Origin of the sequence: Micromonospora sp. WMMD964 (genome assembly GCF_029581455.1) — a bacterium.
Classification (GTDB): domain Bacteria; phylum Actinomycetota; class Actinomycetes; order Mycobacteriales; family Micromonosporaceae; genus Micromonospora.
Genome location: NZ_CP120860.1, coordinates 997,936 through 1,016,011 on the forward strand (window position 1 = coordinate 997,936; position 18,076 = coordinate 1,016,011).

The window sequence follows — 18,076 nt, forward strand, 5'->3', positions numbered from 1 at the left end:
CCGGGAGTGACAACGTAGGGTAGTGGGGACATAACTTCGAGGGACCTTTTGCCGGAGGTCACGATGACTGTCTTTCCCGCACGACGAGCCGTACCGTCCGCCCGGGCACTGCCGCCCGTCGCGGTGCCACACCCCCGGGTCGAGTCGCCGGGGGTTCTCGCACCAGTCCGTCCGACACCCCTCGAATGGGCCCGCCGCCGTCGGGCCGAGCGGGGTGCGCGTCGCCTGGAGGCGGCCGGGGCGCGGGCACTGGGCCAGCTCGACCACCTCGGGCCCGCCTGGCACGTCATCGAGTGGCCGCGTACGGACGTGACAGACGTCCTCGACCACGGTCAGGACGACCGTGCCGGGTTCCTCGCCATCGGGCCGAGCGGTCTCTTCGCGGTGACCATCGCCGACCACGGTCGGGCCAGGGTGCTCGTCGCCGGCGACGTCGTGCAGATCAACGGCAAGCGTCCCCCGTACGTGGCCGAGTCCCGCCGGGATGCCAAGCGGGCCAGCAAGGCCCTCTCCGACGCGGTGGGGCTGCCCGTCCCGGTGACTCCGGTGCTGACCTTCGTCGGCTCCGGCGTGATCAGTGTCTACGGCCTCCCGAAGGACTGTCTGATGGCGACCCACCGGGAGCTGGACCGGCTTCTCGTGGCCGGTGGCAGCCGGATCAGCCCGGCCACGGCCGAGAAGCTCTCCCGGGTCGCACAGCACCCCAGCACCTGGTTGAACGGCACGTACCGTCCAACGGCCGACTACCGGTGGTACGACGAGGGCCGAACGGCCGCTGACAAGCCGGCCCACCGCCGGTAACGTCACCGGCGACGCCACGCGGCTCCGGTCCCCCCGTTTCCCTCACCGGTTTCGCGCCGTCACCAGCCGCGTCGGTGCAGACTGCGCGGTCCGGTGACCCGGTGCGCTCGGTGATTCCGTCGGCGACCCGCTAGCGTGGACAGTCGATCGGTGCACATAGGAGGCGCGGTGGCCCACGTCGAACTTTCGCTCTCGGAAGCGTTCGTGCCGGCGGCGCGAGCCTCGACAGAGCCGGAGTCCGACAATGTCGGCCAATGGTCCTCGACAGTGTCCCGGGCCGACGAGCCGTGCCTGCTGATCGACGCCGACACGAGGGTGGTGGCGATCTCCACGGCCGGCTGCGAGCTGCTCTGCCTGGGCGAGCCGGGCGGTCTGATCGGGCGGCCGCTGCTCGACGGCGGGTTGCGCCTGCTCGACTTCACCGCCAACCGGGGCGTGCTGACCGAGGCCGAGATCGACAAGATCCCGCCCCTGCTGGCGCTCTCGTCCGGCCGACTCGCTCGTGGGTTACTCCGAGTGCAGGCCGCCTCGCCGAGCAGCTCCGACGCGACCGTCGACGCGATCTCCACGCCGGTGCTCACCGACGGCGCCGTCGCCGGCTCGCTCACCTTCTTCTCTGAGGTCTGACCTGCGGCGGAGTGTGTCGTTCACCGCACGCGGCGATGCTCGGAGGAGCCCTCGCGCAACCCGTAAAGTGCCCTCATGCTCGATATCGCTCTACTGCCCGGGGAATACGCTGTGTGTCGGCTGGCGGCCGGCACCCCGCTGCCGGAAGCGATGTCGAGCGGCCTCGGTGACACCGACGTCGTCACGGTGAGCTGGACCTCCGACGGGATCTCGGTGATCTGCCCGACGGATCGGGCTCCGGCGCAGACCGTGGTGGAGACGGTGTGGCGCTGTCTCCGGGTCACCGCGTCCGCGGAACCGGGCGGAGTCGGCAGCCTGGCCGCGCTCGTCGACCCGCTGGCCGAGGCACGGGTCAGCGTGGTCACCTTCTCCACCTTCGACACCGACTACCTGTTGGTGCCGGCCGTCCGGCTGACCGAGGGCACGGCCGCGCTACAGCGCGCCGGGCACCGGGTCACCGACTGATCTTCACCCCCGAGGGCCGCTCACCCTACGATGGGCTCGGCCACCCCGGCCGTGACGAATTCTCCGATGTCCCGAGGATCGGCCCGTGCCGTTCACCCCACCCCACCCCGCGCCTCCCCCGGCGCGGACGACGATCCACGTCCCGCCGGCGACCCGCTCCCGGACGACCGGCCACGCCTCCGCACGGACCCTGGCGGTCACGCTCGCGGTGTTCGCCGTCGCGGCGCTGTCCGGGTGTGGCGCGCCTCCGGGGGTGAGGACGCCGACCGCACTGCCCACCGCCAGCGCGTCTGCACCGACGCCCGGTCCGAGCATCGCACCCACCACCCCACCGGTGACCGCGCCGCCCTCCGTTCCGGTCACGCCGACCGCCGACGCCGGGTCGGTCGCGACGGCCTGCCGCAACGGGCCGACCGGGGCGCGGGTGGTGCAGTTGCTCCGTGGCCGGGCCGGGGTGCTCCCGGCCAACGTCCGGGTCCAGGTCCGCACCGGGCCACTCTGCGCCGCCGACTGGCAGTTCACCGTGCTGGCGGTGACCGGGCACGAAGAACTCCAGGTGGTCACCCGGGGCCGGGCGAGCGCCCCGGAGCTGGTCACCGCCGGCACCGACGTCTGCACCATCGAGGTACGCGCCGCCGGGCCGCCCGGAATCCGCGCCCTGGCCTGTGAGGCTGGTCCGGCCACCCGGCCGGGTGCGTAGGCTGATCGGCATGCCGGGAACACCGCCGACACGCTTCGTCTACCTCGGGCCGGAGGGGACCTTCGCCGAGCAGGCCCTGCGCTCCGTCCCCGCCGCCGAGCGCGGCACCCGTACGCCCGCCCGTAGCGTCGGGGAGGCTCTGGACAGCGTCCGGGCCGGGGACGCCGACGCCGCGCTGGTGCCCTTGGAGAACTCGATCGGCGGCGCGGTGGGCGTCACGCTGGACGAGATGGCCGAGGGCGAGCCGCTGGTGATCACCCGGGAGGTGATCCTGCCGGTGGAGTTCGTGCTCGGTGCCCGACCGGGCACCTCGTTGACGTCGATCCGGACCGTGGCGGCCCACCCACAGGCGTCCACCCAGTGCCGAGGTTGGCTGCGTGACCATCTGCCGGACGGCGTGGTGGTCGACGTGCTGTCCAACGGGGCCGCTGCCGCCGGTGCCGGGGCGGGCGAGTACGACGCGGCGATCTGCGCACCGATCGGGGCGGCCCGGCACCGGCTCGCGATCCTCGCCGACAAGATCGCGGATCACCCCGACGCGGTGACCCGGTTCGCGCTGGTGTCCCGGCCGGGGCCGCCCCCGCCGCCGACCGGCGACGACCTCACCTCGCTCGCTGTCTACATCGCCCACGACCGGGTCGGTGCCCTGCTGTCGGTGCTCATGGAGCTGGCCGTGCGCGGGGTCAACCTGACCCGGATCGAGTCCCGCCCGACCGGTGAGGCCCTGGGCCGGTACGTCTTCTTCCTGGACTGCACCGGGCACGTGGCCGACGTCCGCCTGGGCGAGGCGTTGCAGGGGCTGCGCCGGGTCTGCGCCGACGTCCGCTTCCTGGGCTCGTACCCCCGGCACCGGTGGGCCGAGGCGGCCGGTGAACGGCCGGTGCCCGCGCCGGCCGGCCTCTCCGACGTCGACTACGCCGACGCGGCGGCATGGTTGGCTCGGTTGCGCACCGGCGAGTTGACCTGAGCGGGCCGGGCGCCCCGGTTCCGGGAGCGCCCCGCCCCGGCGGTCAGCTCAGCAGACCGCCGAGCAGACCGCCCTCCTGCTGCTGTTGACCGCTGCCCATGACCGGCGGCTCCTCGGACGGCTGCACCACGACGAAGCCCTGACCGGCGAAGCTCATCGTGAACGATTCCCCGGTGCGGCGACCCAGCAGCGTGCCGAGGCCCAGTTGCTCGGCCCGGTGGTAACCGGTCTGGAGGCTGGCCGACCAGCAGACCGCGGCCTGCGGGTCGACGTACGTGGGGGCGTCCACGTTGAGTACGACCGGGGTGCCCTTGGTGGTGATGGCGATCCGTCCGTAGCCGCTGAAGACGCAGTTGAACAGGCCGGACGAGGAGGCCATGCCGGCGCCGCCGACCATCCGGATGTCGTACTGGAGGGTCGAGTCGAAGGCGAGCACGCTGGAGCCGTTGATGGAGAGGGCGTCACCGGGCTCCAGGTCGATGATGTGCACGTCCTTGGCCAGCTCGGCGAGGAAGACGTCACCCTGGCCGGAGACCTTCATCAGCGGGACACCCTCGCCGGTGAGCTTCTGCTTGAGGAACTTGCCGAGCCCGCCCGAGCCGAGCGCCTGGAACTGCACGTTCCCCTGGTAGGCGACCATCGAGCCGACCCGGGCCATCGCCTCGCCGTTGAGTTCGATCTTCAGCATCTTGGAGTTCTGCAGCCGCATGCCGGGCTGAGCGGACTCCTTCTCCAGGTTCTCCGAGGAGAACAGCTCGCTGCGCATGAAAGGTGCCTCCTGACAGGGATTCGCGGTCGCTGCACCGACGGTAGGCGAAGGGGGCAACCACGGCACGGGTGGCGCGGCGACCGCCGCCCCCGGGGGGTCAGCCCCAGCCCAGTGCGTGCAGTCGCTCGTCGTCGATGCCGAAGTGGTGGGCGATCTCGTGCACCACGGTGACCGCCACCTCGTCGACGACGTCGTCGTCATCGTCGCAGATCCGCAGGATCGGGTGTCGGTAGATGAAGATCCGGTCCGGCAGCACGCCGGAGTAGTCCCAGCCACGGCTGGTGAGGGCGTGGCCCTCGTAGAGGCCGAGCAGGTCGTGCTCGCCCGGCGGCGGGTCGTCCTCGACGAGGATCACCACGTTGTTCATCAGGCCGAGCAGCTCTTCGGGCACCTCGTCGAGGGCCTCGCCGACCAACTCCTCGAAGCGCTCGCGGGTCATCTCCACCGGCACCTCACCCATTCTGCCCGATGGCGGGTCCGGCCCGCCGGGTCAGCGGTGCGGCCGACCGGCTCCGCGGGTCACGGAGAGAGCGACCGCCCGGGGTGGGCGGAGACTCTCTCCGTGGTCGAGCGGTGTCGGATCGACCGGCTCAGGAAGCCAGGCGCGCGTTGAGGGTGATCTCGGCACCCGGCGAGAGCAGTCGGGAGATCGGGCAGTTGGCCTTGGCGGCCTCGGCGAGCTTCTGGAACTCCGCGTCGTCGATGCCCGGAACCTGGCCGACGGTCTCCAGGTCGATGCGGGTCACGGTCATCCCGGCGTCGGTCTTGTCCAGGTGGACCTTCGCGGTGGTCTCGACCGAGGTGGGCGTCGAGCCGGCGTCGGCGAGGGCCTTCGAGAACGCCATCGAGAAGCAGCCCGCGTGCGCGGCGGCGATCAGCTCCTCCGGGTTGGTGCCCTCGCCCTCCTCGAAGCGCGACTTGAAGGAGTAGTTGCCGGACAGGCCACCCTTACCGGTGCGGACGGTGCCGGCACCCTCGGTGAGATTGCCCTGCCATTGTGCTGAAGCGGTACGGATAGGCATGCAGAGAACGCTAGCGGAAAGGTGACCGCCGAGCGACCGACCGGCGCGGACGCAGGCCCTGCGATCCCCGTCACGCGCCGCTGGCTGTGCCATGATTCGACCCAGGTCCGTGACCGGCGGAAGGATGTCCGATGCCCGAGGAGCTACCGATCCCACGGCAGGGCGACCGGTCCGACGGTCCAGCCGTCATCGAGTGGGGTGCCGACGACGACCCGACTCCGCGCGGCCGGTTCGGTTGGTCGGTGGCCGGGTTCGTGCAGGACCCTCGGCTGCCCCTGCTGCTGGCCGCTCTGGGCGCCGTGGCCGGGGTCGCGTCGATGGTCGGCGAGTGGTTGGTGATGAGCCTCCCGAACGCTGGGCCGGAGGGGGACACCACGATCGAGGTGCCCGCCGGGGTGTCCGAGGTCGGCGGCTTCGGTACCGGCTACCTGGTGGGGCTCCTCGTCCTGGTCTGCACGGTGGCGCTCGCGCTGCGCGGCACGGCGGCGGTGCGGTCGAACGCCCGGCTGGTCGGTCTGACCCTGGCCGGTGCGCTGCTGGCGTTGCTGGTCGCCGCGACGGCCACCCTCAACGACTCCGGCCAGCGGACCTTCTTCTACTCGACGCAGGACGGCTTCCGGACGGAGTACGGCCGGGGTCTGGTGATGGCGTTCGCCGCCTGTGTGCTGCTCGGCGCGGCGCTGCGGCTGGCGTCTAACACCACGCCCGCACCGGAGGGCGACGAGCAGGCGGGAGACGGCTCAGCGACACGCGGCTGGCGCCGCCGGCACCGTGGCCCGGTCGACGACGGCCTCCCCGGCCCAGCCGACCTGACCGTCACTCCCGCCACTCCCTTCGCCCGCCCCGACAACCAGACCTGACCCGTCCGGGCCGCTGCCCCCGGCGACCGCCGGTTGGTCCACTCCAGGTCGCCGAAGTGGGGGTGTCCGGCACCGCAACGCCCCCGAGTCGCCGACCTGGAAGTGGATCACGCGGTGAGCACCTCCGACTGATGGCCGGACGTCTGCCGTCGTTGGTGACCGATTCGCCTGGAAGACATGGTTGGGGCCCTTTTCCCGAGGTACGGTTGCTGCCCGCCGTCACGCCGGGCCTCGGCTTCCCGACCGCACGGCAGGCTGCGACGGCGGCGGGCGAAGGAGGAACGATGACCCGCCCGGGACTGCCCAAGCTGATCGCGACCGACCTCGACGGGACGCTCGTCCGCAGCGACGACACCGTCTCCGCGTACACCCATGGGGTGCTCGACCGGGTGCGGGCCGCCGGGATTCCGGTGGTCGGCGCGACCGGTCGCGGTCCTCGGCTGACCGAGTTGACCCGCAACGACATCCGCGCCGCCGACTTCCTGGTGATGGCCGGCGGCGGACGGGTGGTCGACCAGAGCGACCCGTCGGGCCCGGTGGTGTTGCGCGACGAGCGGCTCCCCGCCGAGGTGCTGGCCCGGCTGCTCGCCGACTTGGAGGCCGAGGTCGGGCCGCTGACGGTGATGGTCGAGGCGTCCGACGAGCACGACGCGCCGCTCTGGGGTGACTACCACGAGAGTTGGCCCTACCAGGACCGGTTCGAGGCGCGGAGCCGCGCGGAGTGCCTCTCCTGCGACGTGATCAAGGCGTTCGCCCGGACCGCCGACCACCACGTGGACGAACTGCTGGCGGTGGCCCGCCGGATCGTCTCACCGCAGGTCGCCACGCTCACCCAGGCAGGGCTCGGCTTCATCGAGATCTGCCCGCCCGGCGTGGACAAGGCGAGCGGGTTGACGGTGGTGGCGCAGACCCTCGGGGTCGACCCGGCCGATGTGCTGGTCTTCGGCGACATGCCCAACGACCTGCCGATGTTCGAGTGGGCCGGCTGGGCGCGGGTGGCGGTGGCCAACGCGCACCCGGACGTCCGTGCCGCCGCCGACGAGGTGACCCTGCGCAACGACGACGACGGAGTGGCGGTGTATCTGGACCGGCTACTGTCCCGGTGATGGGAGAGACACCCCGCCTGATCGCCACCGACATCGACGGCACGCTGATCCGCGACGACCACACCGTCAGCCCACGCACCGCCGACGTGCTCGCGCGGATCTCCGCGCGAGGCACGCCGGTCATCCTGGTCACCGGCCGTCCGGTCCGCTGGCTCAAGATGGTGTACGACCAACTGGCCGAGCCCCTACCGGCGGTCTGCGCCAACGGGGCCGTGGTCTACGACCCGGTCGACGACGAGGTGCTCCGCGCCGACCCGCTCGCGCCGCAGCACCTCGCCGAGGTGGCCCAGCGGCTACGCGCCGAGGTGCCCGGCATCAGCTTCGCCGTGGAGATCCTGGACAGCCGGCAGATGCGGCACGAGGCGCACTACCCGCTGCGCTGGGATGTCGACCCGGAGGGCATCCGAGCGATCGAGACGCCGGAGGAGTTGCTCTCCCTTCCGGCGGTGAAGCTCCTCGCCCGAGCCGGTGAGCAGGACCCGGACGCCTTCGCCGAGCTGATCGCCACCGCCGTGGCGGGGCTCGCCGAGGCCACCCACTCGTCGTCGTCCGGCCTGGTGGAGATCTCCGCGGCCGGAGTCACCAAGGCGGCGGGCCTGGCCTGGTACTGCGATCGGATCGGGGTGGACGCCGCCGACGTGGTGGCCTTCGGCGACATGCCCAACGACGTGCCGATGCTGACCTGGGCCGGGCGGGGCGTGGCGGTCGCCAACGCGCACCGCGCCGTCCTGGCGGTCGCCGACGAGGTGACGACGACGAACTCCGAGGACGGCGTGGCGGCGTACCTGGAAAAGATCTACGGGGTGGGCTGAGTCGGTCAGAGGTACTGGCCGGTGCTGTGGCCCTCACCGCCGCCGGGCTGGCCGATGCCCGGCGGCATCCCGGGGACCATCCCGCCGGGGCCGCTGGGCAGAGCCTGGCGGCCCCCGCGCATCTGCTCCAACTGAACCCGCGCGGCCATCTGCTGGGCCACCAGGGCCGCCTGGATGCCGTGGAACAGGCCCTCCAGCCAACCGACGAGTTGGGCGTGCGCGATCCGCAACTCGCCCTCGCTGGGGGTCTTGTCCTCCGTGAAGGGCAGCGAGATGCGCTCCAACTCGTCCCGAAGCTCGGGGGCGAGGCCCTCCTTGAGCTCGACGATCGACCGCTCGTGGATCTCCCGCATCCGGTTGCGGCTGGCGTCGTCGAGAGGTGCCGCCTTCACCTCCTCGAGCAACTGCTTGATCATGCTGCCGATCCGCATCACCTTGGCCGGCTGTTCGACCAGGCGGGTCGGGTCTTCGCCCTGCCCCTCGTCGGTCTGCATCGTGCCGATCGGCTGCCCGTCCGGACCGACCACCACAACGGTGCCGGAGTGGCCGGAGTCGTCGGTGCCGGGCTCGTCTTGTCCAGCGGAACGCGCGTCGGTCATGGGGTCCATCTTTACCCAGCGGTCGCGAACCATGCCGCCCGGGACCTACTCCCGGGGCCGAACCACCCGGCCGGGGCGCGCTACCGTCGCGCCATGCCCGCCGACCCGCGCGCCGTGTTGACCCGGCCCGCGCCGAGACCCGACCGGACCGTCGCGTACGGCGACCACCCGGATCAGGTGGCCGACCTGCGCCGCCCGGCGGGGACCGGCCCGGCCCGGCCGCTGGTCGTCGTGGTGCACGGCGGTTTCTGGCGGGCCGAGTACGACAGGCAGCACACCGGCCCGCTGGCCGCGGCGCTCGCCGCCGCCGGTCACCCGGTGGCGCAGGTGGAGTACCGGCGGACCGGGCAGCCGGGGGGCGGCTGGCCGGGCACGTTCACCGACGTGCTGACCGGGGTGGCCGAGTTGCCCGCGCTGGCCGCCGACGCGCTGCCCGGCCAGGTGAGCCGGGCCGCGCCGATCCTGCTCGGGCACTCCGCCGGCGGTCACCTGGCGATGTACGTGGCGGCGACCGCCCCGGCGACGGTGGCCGGGGTGCTCGCGCTGGCCCCGGTGGCCGACCTGGGCGAGGCGTACCGGCGGGACCTGGACGGGGGTGCGGTGGCCGCGTTGCTCGGCGGCGGTCCGACCGAGGTCCCGGACCGGTACGCGGCGACCGATCCACGGATGCTGGTACCCATCCGGACACGCACAGTAGTGATGCACGGCTCGGAGGATCAACAGGTACCAGCGGAGATGAGCCGGGACTTCGTTGCGGACGCCCGTGCCGCAGGATCCGATATCTCCCTTGTTGAACTGCCCGGATGCGAGCATTTCGGGCTGATCGATCCGGAGTCGCCAGCGTGGCCTCAGGTCCTCGTTATGTTGCGGTCCCTGCACGATGATCACTAGCCATTGACGCAGCGTCGCGGACCAGGTAGAACGCCGGAGGGGCGGTGTTCGGCCCTGCAATGCTTCCTGGAAGGAACTCGGTGTCGCAGATGAATCGCAGGCGGGCGCTCCAACTGTTGGCCGCGCTCGGTACCACCGGCTTCGTCGCCGGATGTGGCTCCGACACCGACGCCCAACCGACCGCTGACCGCAGCCCGGTCAAGATCGGTCTGATCACGCCGCAGGGCGGCGGGTTCAAAAGCATCGGCGACGACATCACCAACGGCTTCCAGATCTTCCTGGACCTGCACGACCAGAAGTTGGGTGGACACCCGGTCGAGTTGTTGACCGCCGACGAGGGTGACACCGCGAAGACGGGCAAGGCCGCCGTCGAGGGCCTGCTCAAGCAGGGCGTGCTGGCGCTCACCGGCGTGGTCAACTCGGCGGTGATGGTCGGCATCCGGGACACCGTCGAGGAGGCGCGCGTCCCGCTGATCGGCTCGAACGCCTCACCGAGCAGCCTGCAGAGCGTCTTCTACATCTGGCGGACGTCGTACGTGCTGGACGAGGCCGGCCGCGCGCTGGGTCGCTACCTGCGCGACAGGTTGCCGGCGAACGGCCGGGTCGCGATCATCGTGCCGGAGAACGTCGGCAGCCCGGACGTGGTGCGCGGCTTCCGGGAGGAGTTCGGCCAGACCGACCCGCGGATCAGCGACCCGGTGACCTACACGAACGCCACCGCCAACCCGGGCAAGACCACCTACGCCTCGGACATCAGCAAGGCGCTGGCCAAGAAGCCGACCGCCGTCTTCTGCTTCTTCGCCGGGGCGGCCGCCGTGGAGTTCATCAAGCAGCTTCGGGAGAAGTTCTCCGGGCCCATCTACGCGCCCGGCTTCCTCACCGAGGGCACCGTGCTGGAGAACCTGAAGGAAAACGCGCTGGGCATCCAGACCGCGCTGAACTACTCGGCCGACCTGAACAACACCTCCAACCGGGTCTTCGCCTCGGCCTACCGCAAGAAGCACCAGGTCACGCCCACCACCTACGCCATGGCGTCGTACGACGCGGCGCAGGTCCTCGACCAGGCCATCCAGCTGACCGGCGGGAAGCCCACGCCGCAGCAGGTCAACCTGGCCCTGGGCAAGATCGGCCAGATCGACAGCCCGCGCGGCATCTGGCAGTTCAACCAGCCGCGTACCCCGCAGCAGAAGTGGTACCTGCGAGAGGTGCAGCGCGACGGTCAGGTCATGTCGAACGTGCTGATCAACGAGCTGGCCACGCTGGGCTGAGCACCCACCACGACGAGGTCAGGGGCCGGTCTCCCGTTCGGGAGGCCGGCCCCTGGCGTACGAGCTGACGGGCGGGTCAGTGCCGCAGTTCGGCGATGCAGCACTTCACACTGCCGCCGCCCTTCTTCAGCTCGGCCAGCTCGACCGGGACCGGGGTGTAGCCGGCGGCCTTCAGCTTGCCCGCGAGGCGGGTCGCCTCGCTGTTGAGCACCACGTTGGCACCGTCGCTGACCAGGTTGAGCCCGAAGGCCATCGCGTCCTCGTCGTCGGCGATCACCGCGTCCGGGAAGAGTTGGGTGAGCACCCGCTGGCTGGCGGCGGAGAACGCGCCCGGGAAGTAGACGACGTTCGAGTCGTCGATCGCCGCGAGCGCCACGTCGAGGTGGTAGAAGCGCGGGTCGATCAGGCGCAGCGACACCACCGGACGGCCCAACACCTCCTGCGCCTCGGCGTGCGCGGCGATCTCGGTCCGGAAGCCGTGCCCGGCCAGGATGAGCCCGCCGTGCGCCTCCGGCAGGTACGCGAAGTCGCCCTCGCCCTCGTTGGTCTCGCTCGGCGCGACGAACCGCCAGCCCTGCGACTCGTAGAAGGCGTGGTGAGCGGCGGCCTCGGCGGCCCGCTGCTCGTGCTTGAACCGTGCGCCGTAGACGCTGCCGTCGACGGTGAAGGCGCCGTTGGCGGCGTAGACCATGTCGGGCAGGCCGTGCTCGGGCGTGAGCAGGTGCACCTCGTGGCCGAGGCCGATCAGCGTCTCGCGCAGCCGGTCCCACTGTTTGACGGCCAGGTCCCGGTCGACCGGGGTGGTCACGTCCATCCACGGATTGATCGCGTACTCGACCGCGAAATGCTCCGGTGAGCACATGAGATATGTCCGCTTTCGCGGGAATCGCTGCTGGTTCACGGTCACCAAGAGTAGGTACCGTAGAACTTTGGTAACAGCCACAACCGTTGCTTCCCAGAGGCGGAACGTTGCAGATAGACGCGGTCGACCAGCGGATCATTGCGTTACTCGTCGCCGACGCCCGCGCGTCGTACGCCGACATCGGCACCCGGGTGTCACTCTCCGCCCCAGCCGTCAAGCGTCGCGTCGACCGGCTCCGGGCCACCGGCGTGATCAGGGGATTCACGGCCGTGGTGGATCCGGCCGCCGTCGGGTGGACCACCGAGGCCTTCGTCGAGCTGTTCTGCGCCGGCCGGACGACACCCGCGCAGATCGGCGTGGCCGCCCGCCGGCACCCGGAGGTGGTCGGCGCCTACACCGTCTCCGGCGAGGCGGACGCGCTCGTACACCTGCGTGCCGCCGACATCGCCCACCTGGAGGCGGCACTGGAACGGCTGCGGGCCGAGTCCTTCGTGACGTCGACCCGCAGCACCATCGTGCTCTCCAGGCTGGTCGAGTCACCGGGCGTGGGCCCGTCCAACGGGGCTTGACCTCAAGTCGGGTTCACCTGCTCCAGTGGTGGGTGCGGACACGACGCGGAGGGGGAGACATGCGGGCGATCTGGCTACACGAGTTCGGCGGGCCCGAGGTGCTGGTGCCCGAAACCACACCCGACCCGACGCCCGGCCCTGACCAGGTGCTGATCGACGTGGCGCACGTGAACATCACCTTCGTCGAGACACAGCAGCGCTCCGGTCGCCCCGGCCCGTTCCGGGTCACCCCACCGCTGATCCCCGGCAACGGGGTCGGCGGAGTGATCACCACCGTCGGGTCGGACGTCGACGCGACGCTGACCGGGCGTCGGGTGATCAGCGCCACCGGCGGCTCCGGCGCGTACGCCGAACGCGTGGTGGTGGACGCGTCCGCCCCGATCGAGGTGCCCGCCGAACTGGCCCTGGACGAGGCGGTGGCGCTGCTGGCCGACGGGCGTACCGCCACCATGCTGGTCGAGGCGGTGGCTGTCCGGCCGGGTGACCGGGTGCTGGTGGAGGCCGCCGCCGGCGGCGTGGGCAGTCTGCTGGTGCAGCTCGCGTCCCGGTCCGGCGCGCGGGTGGTCGGCGCGGCCGGTGGGCAGCGCAAGGTCGAGCTGCTGCCCGGCCTGGGCGCCGAACTGGCGGTCGACTACCGCCGGCCCGACTGGCCCGACCTGGTCCGAGCAGCGATGGGCGGAGTCGACGTGGTGTTCGACGGTGTCGGCGGGGCGACGGCTCGGGCGGCATTCGACCTGGTGGAACCGGGCGGTCGCATGATCAGCTTCGGCTTGGCCAGCGGCGAGTGGTCCCCGGTCTCGGCGGAGGTCGCCGCGGCACGGCAGGTCACCCAGATCCGGCCGAACGTGCCACCCGCGCGGCTGCGGGCGTACACCCGGCAGGCCCTGGCCGACGCGGTGGCCGGCCGCCTACGACCGCTGATCGGTCAGCGATTCCCGTTGGAACGCGCCGCCGACGCGCACGCCGCGATCGAAGCGCGCACGACGGTCGGCAAGACCCTGCTGGACAGGCTTTAGAGATACATCCCGGTGCGGTGCTCCGCGTCGTCGCGCCGGACCGGCTTGTCACCCTCGCCGAAGAACCGCTTACCACCGAACTCGCCGTGCAGACGGTCGTCCAACTCGTCGGCGAGACCGGTCATCACCTGCACCGCGAGCATCAGATGGGTGGCCTGGAAATTGCGGCCGAAGACCGGGATGGACGCCCAGACGGTGTCGTCGGCGCAGTAGAGACGGCCGATCGGCATCCGGTTGGTCAGCTCGGAGAGCTTCACGTAGAGCCGCTCGGTCGGCTCCACCTCGGTGAGGATCGGGGAGAAGACGTCCACCAGGGGTGGGTTGTCCCGCACCCGCACGAAGACCATCGCCGAACCGGCCCGGATGTTGATGTCGCCGTCCGAGTCGACCTGCAACCGGTCGGTGTCCGACTTCAACATCGTGGAGACCACGGTACGGACCCGGTCCGCCAGGTCGAGCACGTCGTCCCGCTCGGCCTGCGCGGCAGCCGCCTCCGCCAGCGCCTCCTCCAGATCGGCCTCGACATCGGCGTCCGGACCGAACTCGCTGCGCGCCGTGCCCAGCGCGTCCACCGCCAACGGCTCGCCGTCGGCGTCGTGCACCAGGTAGACGAGGAAGGCCGGGTGTGGGGCGCCGTAGACGTCGCGCAGCGTGCGGGAGAGCAACGCGGCGATCCGGGTCGAGTCGGCCGTCGTGGCGTCCAGCCCGAAGGACCCGCCGGAGCCGGCGACCACCCCGGGCGGCGACCACCCGAGCGCGATCATGTCCGCCACCGCGCCCCGGTCCAGTCGGTAGCCGGCCGGCAGCGTGGCGTTGCCGACCGCGCGGGCGGACAGCGCGCCGTCACCGCCCACGTCGACGCTGATCGAGTAGACAGCGTCTCCGGTGCCGGAGGCGGTGGGATCCAGGGTCACGTCGAGGTGCGCACCCACCGGAAGGTCCCGCAGTCGTACGGCGAGCGCTCGGGCGAACTCCCGCCACGCCTCGGTCACCTTCGCCCGCAGGTCGGTGGTGCTGGGCTCGTCGAGCAGGATCGACTCCGCCGCGCTACCGGGCAGCTCACCGTCCGAGGCCGAGGGGTGGTCAGCCGTCATGATCGCCTCCGTCCGTCACGATCACCCTACCCACGCCACCCGTGCGTCGAATCAGCCCGGACCGGGATCGGACAACGGCGGTCAGGGAGCCGTCGGGTCCGTGGGGTCGACCCCCAGCCCGACCGGCCAGGAGCCGGCCAGCGCTCGGAGCCGGGCCGCGGCGTCCGCCGGATCAGCACCCCGACCGACGGCCACCCCGAGCAGGTACGCGCTGACCGGCGCGCCCGGCCGCAACACCTGGTGGGCGACGTCGCGGGCCAGATCCAGCACCGCCGTAACGGGCACCCCGGCCGGGTCCAACTCCAACTCGGCGCACGCAGCGGTCACCCAGTCGTCCATCACCGTCATCGCGCCCACTCCTCCGCCCGGCGTACGTCCTCGTCAGTGTCGCAGTCGAACCAGGGCGGCGGGCCGTCACCGGACCAGGGCACCTCCCGCACCACGAGCCCGGCCAGCAGGGCCCGGACCGGGGCTCCGGACAGGCTGCCAGCCCGCTCGGCCGTCAACCGGTCCAGCCCGGCCCGCAACGCGGCGACCCGCCACACGCCGCAGAGTGACTGCCGCCGTCCGTCGCCGTCGACGAAGCACACCCCGTCAGGTCGCCGCTCGCTGCCGAGGCCACTGCGAGCCGACGGTGCCGGAGCGAGGCCGTCGGTCGCCGGTTCGGTGTCGGAGGTCTCCCGGTCGAGGTGGTTCAGCAGGTACCGGATCGCGGCCCGGGTGAGCAGCGGCAGGTCGGCGGCGAGCAGCGCGACCAGGCTGGTGTCGGGGTCCAGCAGCGTCAGGCCGGCAGCCGCCGCGGCGACCGGGCCCCCGCCCGGTGGGTCCTCCCGGACGACCCGCACGCCCGGGGGCACGGCGTCGGCCGGACCGACAAGCACCCGTGGCGTCGCGTCGGTGACGGCGGCGAACACCCGGTCGCGCATCGGCCGGCCGCCGACCGGGAGCGCGGGCTTGTCGACCCCGCCCATCCGGCGGGCGGCTCCACCCGCGAGCACCACAGCGGCGTACGTCTCCACCCGGCCACGGTAGCCCCGCCAGCGCCCGATCGTGCCGGCGCCGCTCAGGCCCGCAACCGCCTCCTCCAACCCTGCTGACCCGACCCCTCGCCCCGGTGGTCATGAAGTTGTCGGTCAACACGCCGACGACACGCGCGGACAACTTCATGATCGACGCACGAGGGCAGGGGCGGGGGTGGGGCGGGAGTGGGGGTGGGGGAGCTTACGGCCGGTGGTCGTGCGGGCGGGCCGGCCTGGGGTGGAGGATGGCGGGATGGGACGGGCGACTGATCGACGGGGCGTACTCCGAATCGACCTGGATGCGGCGACCTCCGGGCGTGGGGCCGTCCGTCGTCCGGACACCCTCGCCGTGGAGGAGCCGCTGGAGATCCGGGTGGGCGCGGCCGGTCCCGGCCGCCGACGGCCGCTCGCCGTCACCATGCGTACGCCCGGCGACGACCTGGACCTGGCGATCGGGTTCCTTCTGACCGAGGGGCTGATCCGGTCGACCGACGACGTGTCGACCGCGCAGCTCTGCGCGGGCGCGGAGACGCCGAACACGTACAACGTGGTGGACGTGGTGCTCGCGCCCGGCGTGCCGGAGCCGACCACCGACCCGTCCCGGAACTTCTACACGACCAGTTCCTGCGGTGTCTGTGGCAAGGCGAGCATCGACGCGGTACGCACCCGGTCGCTGTTCCCGGTCTCGGCGGACCCGCTGGCTGTGCCGGCCACGCTCCTCGCCGACCTGCCCGACCGGCTCCGCGCCGCCCAGCGCGGCTTCGACCGGACCGGTGGACTCCACGCGGCGGGGCTGTTCACTCCCGACGGTGAGCTGGTGGTGCTGCGGGAGGACGTGGGCCGGCACAACGCCGTGGACAAGGTGATCGGCTGGGCGGTCCGGGAACGACGCCTCCCACTGGCCGGGCACCTGCTGCTGGTCTCCGGGCGGGCCAGCTTCGAGCTGACCCAGAAGGCGTGGATGGCGGGGCTGCCGCTGCTGGCCGCGGTGTCCGCCCCGAGCACCCTCGCCGTCGAACTGGCCGACGAGGCGGGGATGACACTGGTCGGCTTCCTACGCGGCCGGACGATGAACGTCTACGCCGGGCCACACCGGATCATGGTGGAGCAGTCGGCCTGACGCTCAGCGATCGAGCAGGTCGAACAGGCCGAGTCGGACGGCGGCGTCGCGGGCGATCAGGAAACCGGCGATGCCGAGGATCCAGCCGAAGGCACCACCGGCCTTGTTGACGATCCAGTTGTTGAGTCGGGCGAGCACCGGCTCGACCATCGCCGGGCGGGCCGACCTGGCACCCAGCAGGAGGACCGCTGGCAGCACCATGACCAGGCAGTATCCGGCCAGCAGCACCACCACGGTCGCCGAACCGACCCCGGAGGTGGCCAACAGCCCCACCGCACCGAGGTACGGCAGCATGGTCGCCACCTCGGCGAGCGCGGCGAGCAGGGCGAGCCCGACCAACCACCGGGCCGAGGAGTCACCGGCGGTGGCCCGGTCCCGCCATCGCAGCACGCCACCGGTACGCGGACGCCGTTTGCCGTCGTAGCGGAAGCTGAGCGCCAGCATGCCGACGCCCAGGACGAGTTGCGCCCAGAGCACCACGCGATTGTCCAGCGCACCGCCCAGCGCGTCCGCCAGCGTGCCGCCGCCGAAGACCAGCAGCAGACCCACCGCCAGGTAGAACCCCGCGATCGTGGCGAGGTAGCCCAGGATCCGTCGGGCGTTGACCGGCCCGGGGGCGAGCAGCAGCCAGACCGGGATGAACAGGGTGCCGATGCTGGTGCTGTCGATCAGCGCCAGCCCGGCCAGCGACAGCGGCAATTCGGGGCTCACGAGATCATTCTGCGTGGCTCCTGACCCCTGCCACGTCGGCCGTGGACAGGAACAACGCGTACATCCTTCGACGGAGGGCGTCGCCGGGCAACCCGCTCAGATGGCATCGCCGCCCGCCGGTCAGGCCAGGTCGAGAATGCTCCAGTTCATCGGTAGGACCTTGGCCGCCACCTCGGGCTGCGCGGTCGCGTAGTGCGCCTCGTGAGTGAGTGCCGCCCGCGCGGCATGGCCGAACGAGACGTCGCCCCCCACGACGCGGGCCAACGTGCCGGTGTCTCGCACGTCCTCGGCGTCGAGCGGCAGCAGGCGGATCATCGGGGCGGTCATCATCAGGGCGAGCAACGCGGCATCGATCTCGTCGGCCACGTTCGCGAACGCGACCGCCAGGCAGGTCGCCGGGACGGCCACCTGCCGACCCTCGTCAGCGACCTCCAGCATCAACTCGCCCACCGAGACGTTGCCCTCGATATAGGCGGTCAACGCCGACGCGTCGAAGACGGCCGCTATCCGACCGCTCATCCGGCGCGTCCCAACATCCGGCGTCCCTCGGCCAGGGCGTCCGCCGGGATGGGTGTCGCCAGCCGCTCCCGCCACCGCGCCCTGCCCGCCTCGGTCGCCTCGATCCCGGCTCGCCGCAGCACCTCGTCGAGATGCACACGGGCCATCTGAACCCGGACCGCCGCGGTGATCGCGGCCGAGACGTTGGGCTGTTGGTCCAGCCACTCCGCGACGTCGTCGGGGAGGCTCACCGAGCGCTTCACGGTCATGTCCGGCAGCCTACCAATTCTGGTAGCACCA

The 18,076-nt window shown here is 71.8% G+C and carries 24 protein-coding genes; 13 read left to right on the forward strand and 11 right to left on the reverse strand.

Annotation, left to right across the window (positions count from 1 at the left end; genetic code table 11):
- The first annotated feature begins 63 nt into the window (after positions 1-63).
- The 5 genes from O7616_RS04710 (at position 64) to pheA (ending at position 3,560) form a co-directional block, all read left to right on the forward strand.
- Positions 64-801: a hypothetical protein gene (locus O7616_RS04710; RefSeq protein WP_282263633.1), complete on the forward strand. Its 738-nt coding sequence runs from the start codon at positions 64-66 to the stop codon at positions 799-801.
- A gap of 168 nt (positions 802-969) precedes the next feature.
- Positions 970-1,428 carry a hypothetical protein gene (locus O7616_RS04715; protein WP_282263632.1) on the forward strand — a complete coding sequence of 153 codons (459 nt, stop codon included), beginning with the start codon at positions 970-972 and terminating at the stop codon, positions 1,426-1,428.
- Positions 1,429-1,503: 75 nt separating this feature from the next.
- Positions 1,504-1,893, forward strand: a complete 390-nt coding sequence (locus tag O7616_RS04720) for an ACT domain-containing protein (RefSeq protein WP_282305759.1) — start codon at positions 1,504-1,506, stop codon at positions 1,891-1,893.
- 190 nt (positions 1,894-2,083) lie between these two features.
- Entirely contained in the window at positions 2,084-2,593 is a 510-nt protein-coding gene (locus O7616_RS04725; RefSeq protein ID WP_282307530.1) for a hypothetical protein, read from the forward strand.
- 10 nt (positions 2,594-2,603) lie between these two features.
- Entirely contained in the window at positions 2,604-3,560 is a 957-nt protein-coding gene (gene pheA / locus O7616_RS04730) for a prephenate dehydratase (protein WP_282305760.1), read from the forward strand.
- Positions 3,561-3,603: 43 nt separating this feature from the next.
- On the opposite strand, the gene O7616_RS04735 is transcribed toward pheA, so the two are convergent.
- The 3 genes from O7616_RS04735 to O7616_RS04745 form a co-directional block, all read right to left on the reverse strand.
- Positions 3,604-4,326 carry an AIM24 family protein gene (locus tag O7616_RS04735; protein ID WP_282263627.1) on the reverse strand — a complete coding sequence of 241 codons (723 nt, stop codon included), beginning with the start codon at positions 4,324-4,326 and terminating at the stop codon, positions 3,604-3,606.
- Between the two features lie 100 nt (positions 4,327-4,426).
- Entirely contained in the window at positions 4,427-4,774 is a 348-nt protein-coding gene (locus tag O7616_RS04740) for a metallopeptidase family protein (RefSeq protein ID WP_282307531.1), read from the reverse strand.
- Positions 4,775-4,919: 145 nt separating this feature from the next.
- Positions 4,920-5,351, reverse strand: coding sequence for an OsmC family protein (locus O7616_RS04745; protein WP_145778392.1), 432 nt, complete (start codon positions 5,349-5,351; stop codon positions 4,920-4,922).
- Between the two features lie 131 nt (positions 5,352-5,482).
- Between O7616_RS04745 and O7616_RS04750 the strand changes: the two genes are divergently transcribed.
- The 3 genes from O7616_RS04750 (at position 5,483) to O7616_RS04760 (ending at position 8,129) form a co-directional block, all read left to right on the forward strand.
- The gene (locus tag O7616_RS04750) at positions 5,483-6,211 is read left to right on the forward strand and encodes a hypothetical protein (protein WP_282305761.1); all 729 of its coding nucleotides are present in this window, start codon (positions 5,483-5,485) and stop codon (positions 6,209-6,211) included.
- A 284-nt stretch (positions 6,212-6,495) separates the two neighbouring features.
- A complete protein-coding gene (locus O7616_RS04755) occupies positions 6,496-7,317 on the forward strand; it encodes an HAD hydrolase family protein (protein WP_282263622.1) in 822 nt (273 codons plus the stop codon).
- Positions 7,317-8,129 carry an HAD family hydrolase gene (locus O7616_RS04760; protein WP_282305762.1) on the forward strand — a complete coding sequence of 271 codons (813 nt, stop codon included), beginning with the start codon at positions 7,317-7,319 and terminating at the stop codon, positions 8,127-8,129. Before O7616_RS04755 ends, O7616_RS04760 begins: the two co-directional genes overlap by 1 nt.
- A 5-nt stretch (positions 8,130-8,134) precedes the next feature.
- Here O7616_RS04760 and O7616_RS04765 read toward each other — a convergent pair whose 3' ends face one another.
- Complete coding sequence (locus O7616_RS04765; protein ID WP_282305763.1) at positions 8,135-8,737, reverse strand: bacterial proteasome activator family protein; 603 nt, start codon at positions 8,735-8,737, stop codon at positions 8,135-8,137.
- A gap of 84 nt (positions 8,738-8,821) precedes the next feature.
- Here O7616_RS04765 and O7616_RS04770 point away from each other — a divergent pair, with 84 nt between their 5' ends.
- Positions 8,822-9,619, forward strand: a complete 798-nt coding sequence (locus tag O7616_RS04770; protein ID WP_282305764.1) for an alpha/beta hydrolase — start codon at positions 8,822-8,824, stop codon at positions 9,617-9,619.
- Positions 9,620-9,699: 80 nt separating this feature from the next.
- Positions 9,700-10,887: an ABC transporter substrate-binding protein gene (locus O7616_RS04775; protein ID WP_282305765.1), complete on the forward strand. Its 1,188-nt coding sequence runs from the start codon at positions 9,700-9,702 to the stop codon at positions 10,885-10,887.
- Positions 10,888-10,963: 76 nt separating this feature from the next.
- On the opposite strand, the gene ddaH is transcribed toward O7616_RS04775, so the two are convergent.
- Positions 10,964-11,797 (reverse strand): dimethylargininase, encoded by an 834-nt coding sequence (ddaH, locus tag O7616_RS04780; protein ID WP_348773853.1) that lies wholly within the window; start codon positions 11,795-11,797, stop codon positions 10,964-10,966.
- A 59-nt stretch (positions 11,798-11,856) separates the two neighbouring features.
- Between ddaH and O7616_RS04785 the strand changes: the two genes are divergently transcribed.
- On the forward strand, positions 11,857-12,318 hold the full coding sequence (locus O7616_RS04785) for an Lrp/AsnC family transcriptional regulator (protein ID WP_282305766.1): 462 nt from the start codon (positions 11,857-11,859) through the stop codon (positions 12,316-12,318).
- A 59-nt stretch (positions 12,319-12,377) separates the two neighbouring features.
- Positions 12,378-13,334, forward strand: coding sequence for a zinc-binding dehydrogenase (locus tag O7616_RS04790; protein WP_282305767.1), 957 nt, complete (start codon positions 12,378-12,380; stop codon positions 13,332-13,334).
- Here O7616_RS04790 and O7616_RS04795 read toward each other — a convergent pair.
- The 3 genes from O7616_RS04795 to O7616_RS04805 all read right to left on the reverse strand — a co-directional run bounded on the left by O7616_RS04795 (position 13,331) and on the right by O7616_RS04805 (position 15,495).
- Complete coding sequence (locus O7616_RS04795) at positions 13,331-14,428, reverse strand: hypothetical protein (protein ID WP_282263614.1); 1,098 nt, start codon at positions 14,426-14,428, stop codon at positions 13,331-13,333. The two genes, O7616_RS04790 and O7616_RS04795, sit on opposite strands and share 4 nt — an antisense overlap.
- A gap of 81 nt (positions 14,429-14,509) precedes the next feature.
- Entirely contained in the window at positions 14,510-14,776 is a 267-nt protein-coding gene (locus O7616_RS04800; protein WP_282305768.1) for a DUF6457 domain-containing protein, read from the reverse strand.
- Complete coding sequence (locus O7616_RS04805; RefSeq protein WP_282307533.1) at positions 14,773-15,495, reverse strand: NTP transferase domain-containing protein; 723 nt, start codon at positions 15,493-15,495, stop codon at positions 14,773-14,775. Before O7616_RS04805 ends, O7616_RS04800 begins: the two co-directional genes overlap by 4 nt.
- A 205-nt stretch (positions 15,496-15,700) precedes the next feature.
- On the opposite strand from O7616_RS04805, the gene fdhD reads away from it, so the two are divergent.
- Positions 15,701-16,567 (forward strand): formate dehydrogenase accessory sulfurtransferase FdhD, encoded by an 867-nt coding sequence (gene fdhD, locus O7616_RS04810; protein ID WP_282305769.1) that lies wholly within the window; start codon positions 15,701-15,703, stop codon positions 16,565-16,567.
- Positions 16,568-16,570: 3 nt separating this feature from the next.
- On the opposite strand, the gene O7616_RS04815 is transcribed toward fdhD, so the two are convergent.
- The 3 genes from O7616_RS04815 to O7616_RS04825 form a co-directional block, all read right to left on the reverse strand.
- Positions 16,571-17,278, reverse strand: coding sequence for a GAP family protein (locus O7616_RS04815; protein ID WP_282305770.1), 708 nt, complete (start codon positions 17,276-17,278; stop codon positions 16,571-16,573).
- Positions 17,279-17,398: 120 nt separating this feature from the next.
- Positions 17,399-17,797: a hypothetical protein gene (locus O7616_RS04820; protein ID WP_282305771.1), complete on the reverse strand. Its 399-nt coding sequence runs from the start codon at positions 17,795-17,797 to the stop codon at positions 17,399-17,401.
- Entirely contained in the window at positions 17,794-18,045 is a 252-nt protein-coding gene (locus tag O7616_RS04825; RefSeq protein WP_282305772.1) for a hypothetical protein, read from the reverse strand. The genes O7616_RS04820 and O7616_RS04825 overlap by 4 nt, the downstream gene beginning before the upstream one ends.
- Positions 18,046-18,076 lie beyond the last annotated feature (31 nt).

What these genes read in the sequence shown, in the direction of transcription:
- O7616_RS04745 (WP_145778392.1), bottom strand. Translation starts at nt 5,351, where the DNA reads ATGCCTATCCGTACCGCTTCAGCACAATGGCAGGGCAATCTCACCGAG.
- O7616_RS04760 (WP_282305762.1), top strand. Translation starts at nt 7,317, where the DNA reads ATGGGAGAGACACCCCGCCTGATCGCCACCGACATCGACGGCACGCTG.
- O7616_RS04800 (WP_282305768.1), bottom strand. Translation starts at nt 14,776, where the DNA reads ATGACGGTGATGGACGACTGGGTGACCGCTGCGTGCGCCGAGTTGGAG.
- O7616_RS04790 (WP_282305767.1), top strand. Translation starts at nt 12,378, where the DNA reads ATGCGGGCGATCTGGCTACACGAGTTCGGCGGGCCCGAGGTGCTGGTG.
- O7616_RS04710 (WP_282263633.1), top strand. Translation starts at nt 64, where the DNA reads ATGACTGTCTTTCCCGCACGACGAGCCGTACCGTCCGCCCGGGCACTG.
- O7616_RS04795 (WP_282263614.1), bottom strand. Translation starts at nt 14,428, where the DNA reads ATGACGGCTGACCACCCCTCGGCCTCGGACGGTGAGCTGCCCGGTAGC.
- O7616_RS04820 (WP_282305771.1), bottom strand. Translation starts at nt 17,797, where the DNA reads ATGAGCGGTCGGATAGCGGCCGTCTTCGACGCGTCGGCGTTGACCGCC.
- O7616_RS04720 (WP_282305759.1), top strand. Translation starts at nt 1,504, where the DNA reads ATGCTCGATATCGCTCTACTGCCCGGGGAATACGCTGTGTGTCGGCTG.
- O7616_RS04755 (WP_282263622.1), top strand. Translation starts at nt 6,496, where the DNA reads ATGACCCGCCCGGGACTGCCCAAGCTGATCGCGACCGACCTCGACGGG.
- O7616_RS04735 (WP_282263627.1), bottom strand. Translation starts at nt 4,326, where the DNA reads ATGCGCAGCGAGCTGTTCTCCTCGGAGAACCTGGAGAAGGAGTCCGCT.
- O7616_RS04765 (WP_282305763.1), bottom strand. Translation starts at nt 8,737, where the DNA reads ATGGACCCCATGACCGACGCGCGTTCCGCTGGACAAGACGAGCCCGGC.
- fdhD (WP_282305769.1), top strand. Translation starts at nt 15,701, where the DNA reads ATGGGACGGGCGACTGATCGACGGGGCGTACTCCGAATCGACCTGGAT.
- pheA (WP_282305760.1), top strand. Translation starts at nt 2,604, where the DNA reads ATGCCGGGAACACCGCCGACACGCTTCGTCTACCTCGGGCCGGAGGGG.
- O7616_RS04750 (WP_282305761.1), top strand. Translation starts at nt 5,483, where the DNA reads ATGCCCGAGGAGCTACCGATCCCACGGCAGGGCGACCGGTCCGACGGT.
- O7616_RS04825 (WP_282305772.1), bottom strand. Translation starts at nt 18,045, where the DNA reads ATGACCGTGAAGCGCTCGGTGAGCCTCCCCGACGACGTCGCGGAGTGG.
- O7616_RS04770 (WP_282305764.1), top strand. Translation starts at nt 8,822, where the DNA reads ATGCCCGCCGACCCGCGCGCCGTGTTGACCCGGCCCGCGCCGAGACCC.